The organism is Mycobacterium sp. Marseille-P9652 (genome assembly GCF_902652685.1).
Lineage (GTDB): Bacteria > Actinomycetota > Actinomycetes > Mycobacteriales > Mycobacteriaceae > Mycobacterium.
Genome location: NZ_CACRUY010000121.1, coordinates 1 through 1704, shown reverse-complemented (window position 1 = coordinate 1704; position 1704 = coordinate 1). Strand labels below are relative to the sequence as shown.

Annotated in this window: 2 protein-coding genes and 2 pseudogenes; 2 read left to right on the top strand and 2 right to left on the bottom strand. The window is 73.0% G+C overall.

Features of this window, described 5'->3' with window-relative positions; translation table 11 throughout:
* Both GPY60_RS26430 and GPY60_RS26425 read right to left on the bottom strand, forming a co-directional pair.
* A pseudogene (locus GPY60_RS26430) lies at positions 1 to 238 on the bottom strand (hypothetical protein); the annotation flags it as partial.
* A 72-nt stretch (positions 239 to 310) separates the two neighbouring features.
* On the bottom strand, positions 311 to 541 hold the full coding sequence (locus tag GPY60_RS26425; protein ID WP_156690648.1) for a hypothetical protein: 231 nt from the start codon (positions 539 to 541) through the stop codon (positions 311 to 313).
* Between the two features lie 97 nt (positions 542 to 638).
* Between GPY60_RS26425 and GPY60_RS26420 the strand changes: the two genes are divergently transcribed.
* Both GPY60_RS26420 and GPY60_RS26415 read left to right on the top strand, forming a co-directional pair.
* Positions 639 to 1373: a response regulator transcription factor gene (locus GPY60_RS26420; RefSeq protein ID WP_156690647.1), complete on the top strand. Its 735-nt coding sequence runs from the start codon at positions 639 to 641 to the stop codon at positions 1371 to 1373.
* Positions 1370 to 1704, top strand: a pseudogene (locus GPY60_RS26415) (two-component sensor histidine kinase); the annotation flags it as partial. The gene GPY60_RS26420 and the pseudogene GPY60_RS26415, both read left to right, overlap by 4 nt.

Genomic DNA, 1704 nt, shown 5'->3' with positions numbered 1-1704 from the left:
GCGATGCGCCGGGCCCGAATCCGGGCGGCGGCGGGGGAGGCGGCCCGAACGCGAAGGCCCAGACGAGGAGGGACGCCCCGGCCGTCAGGAAGCTCCCGACGAGGGCCCCGGCGACGCCCGCGCCGATCACCACCGCGGTGGAGTGGCGCCGCGGAGCCTTCGGCGGCGGCGTGATGACGGCAGGTGCCGGTGCGGGCGGCTCGTGGGTGGTCGTCGTGTCGGCGGCTTCGGTGGTCATTGCGCTCCCCAGGTCTGTTGGTGTCGGTCAGTCGCGACGGTAGGGGTGGAACTTGAAGTGGACCTGAAGGATTCAGCGCGGGGGTCCGGGCGGAAGCGGCGGTGCCGGGACTGCCGCCGGGGGCGTCGACAGCACCGACGGGTATGGCGGCGGCGGAAGCTCGACGCGGACCCTGAACACCAGGCCGGTGACCGCGAAGGCGGCGATCGCGCCGAGGGCGAATCCCGCCAGCGCGGCGAGAACCACGACGGCGGTGGAATGGCGGCCAATGGGGTCGGACGGTGGGGGTGCCTGGTTGGTCATGTGACGTCCCGGGGTCGTTGCGTGCGGCCGTGAAGACGCTACTGCCGATTGCCGCCCGCTTCAGGTTGACTTCAGTTCGCCGCGCTAACAATGGTTCATGGCCGACTCACGCCGCGCGGGCGATCGACCCCGGGTGCGTCGCGCCGGCCAGTTCAGCGCCGGCGCGCCACGGGTGCTGGTCGTGGAGGATTCCGAAACCCTCCGGGAGATGGTGTGCGAGGCGCTCGCCGACGCCGGGTACCACGCCGACGCGCGCGTCGACGGCGACCGGCTCGAGGATGCGCTCGACGGGCTACGGCCCGACCTCGTGGTCCTCGACGTGATGCTGCCGGGGCGCGACGGGTTCGCGCTGATCGACGTGATCCGCGATTCGGGAGACGTCGGGATCGTGCTGATCACGGCTCGTGACGCACTGCAGGACCGGTTGCGCGGCCTCGACGGCGGCGCCGACGACTACGTCGTCAAGCCCTTCGAGTTGGCGGAGCTGGTCTCACGGGTCGGCGCGGTGTTGCGCCGGCGCGGACGGCTGCCGCGGGTGGTTCAGGCCGGCGACCTGACGCTCGACGTCGAGGGCGGTGTGGCCGCCCGGGACGGCCGGCGGCTCGACCTGACCGCCACGGAGCTGCGGCTGTTGGCGTTTCTGGTCGAGCAGCGCGGCCGGACCGTGAGCGCCGGGCAGATCCTCAACGCGGTGTGGGGCTACGACGCCTACGACCCGAACCTGGTGCAGGTCCACGTCAGCAGCCTGCGGCGCAAGCTCGAGGCGCACGGACCCCGAATCGTGCACACGGTCCGCGGAATCGGCTACCGGCTGCAGCCGCAACGGTCATGACGGCGGACCAAGGAACCCCGACCCCGTCGTTGCAGCGCCGGGTGACGTTCGTGGTGGTGGCGCTACTGGCCGCCCTGCTGGTGCTGTTGGGCATCACCGTCGACGTCAGCCTCGGCGTGCTGACCCGCCGCAGCCTGCACGACCGGCTCGCCGCCGCGACCACGCGGGCCGACGCGCTGGCCGCCGCGCTCACCGAGCCGGCGCTGATCGCCGCCGAGCTCAACGGCGGCGGGGAGGCGGGGGGGGGGGGGCCCCGGCTCCTATACACCACTGGCGCCGGCGGAGGGCACCCGTGGGGTGGGCATCGGGGGCGGCGGACTCGTCACAAAAA

Excerpts from the sequence above, each read along its gene's own strand:
- GPY60_RS26425 (WP_156690648.1), bottom strand. The coding sequence starts at position 541 with ATGACCAACCAGGCACCCCCACCGTCCGACCCCATTGGCCGCCATTCC.
- GPY60_RS26420 (WP_156690647.1), top strand. The coding sequence starts at position 639 with ATGGCCGACTCACGCCGCGCGGGCGATCGACCCCGGGTGCGTCGCGCC.